Below are 1,127 nucleotides of genomic sequence, written 5' to 3'. Positions count from 1 at the left end.
CCGCCATTACGGCAGCCGACATGGATACGGCAGATGCGGATGCGGATGCGATGGGTGCGGATACGGATGCGGTGGATACGGCTGTGGGTGGGGGATGGTCGAGGTTCTCCCAGAATTCGGGCACGCTCCGGTAGACCCGGCCGGTCGGGCCGGTCCAGGTCACCACCGCGTCCGCGGCCCGCGTCACCGTCCACCCGCCCTCGTGCTTGGCCCGGTGGTGCCGCCGGCATAGCGCCAGCAGGTTCGCCTTCGTGGTCGGCCCGCCGTCGGCGTAGGGCCGAATGTGGTCCAGGTCGCAGGATCGGGCGGGTTTCCGACAGCCCGGAAACCGACACGTGCGATCCCGGGCGTGGACCAGCCGGGTCAGCCCCGGGGCGGGGAAGCGGCGGCCGACGTCGACGACTTGGCCGTCCACCGGGTCGGTCAGGATCCGCCGCCAGGTCGCCTCCTGGGCCAGTTCGCGGGCGGTGGCGGCGGGGATCGGCCCGTAGCCGGCGATCTCCCCGGGGGCGTCTGCCACCCCGGCCAGGGTCGCGACCGGGACGAGTACCCCGACCTCCACAGACACGTCGGCACCGCGGTCACGGCCGAGCAGCACATCGACAAGCACATCCGCGCGGCGGGCGTCCATCCCCCGGGAATCCTCCGACGATGCGGCGCGGCGGGCCAACAGGTCGAGGCGCTGGTAGGCGGCCTGGGCGTCGGCGGCGGGCAGCAGCGCCCACAGCTCAGCCATCCCGTCCTCGACCGGTCGCACCCGCACTTGCCGGTCCTGGCGGGCCTGCACCTGCCGGCGGCGGGCGCCGTCGGGGTCAGCGGCGAGCACGGCGCGGCGCAACGCCTGCCGGAACAGGCTGTGGCTGGCCCGCCCACCGCGGGCGAGGACCCTCGCCTCCACGGCGGCGGCCTGCTCGTCGGAGAGCGCGGCGGTGGCCTCGACCGTCGCCCGCAGACGGCCCAGGTCGATATCACCGGTGTCCAGGGCGGCCAGGGTGGCGGGTAGGCGGCTGACCGCGGTCACGGCCAGCTCCAGCTGAGCGGCGGCGGCGGCCGGAGACAGGTGCAGCTCGGCGGCGATCTCCTCGGCGGCGAAACCCGCCCCGACCGGACCGGCCGACCCCGGACCG

At 75.0% G+C, this 1,127-nt stretch carries 1 protein-coding gene; it reads right to left on the bottom strand.

Translation table 11 applies throughout. The annotated features are described in order from the left end of the window. Positions 1-1,127: HNH endonuclease signature motif containing protein (locus tag DD1DGNOD_RS09250; protein ID WP_165036550.1), on the bottom strand; the 1,127-nt coding region annotated here is incomplete at both ends.

The sequence above is a fragment of the Candidatus Protofrankia californiensis genome (assembly GCF_900634765.1).
In the GTDB taxonomy this organism is placed as follows: domain Bacteria; phylum Actinomycetota; class Actinomycetes; order Frankiales; family Frankiaceae; genus Protofrankia; species Protofrankia californiensis.
This window is presented reverse-complemented; position numbering and strand designations above follow the sequence as displayed.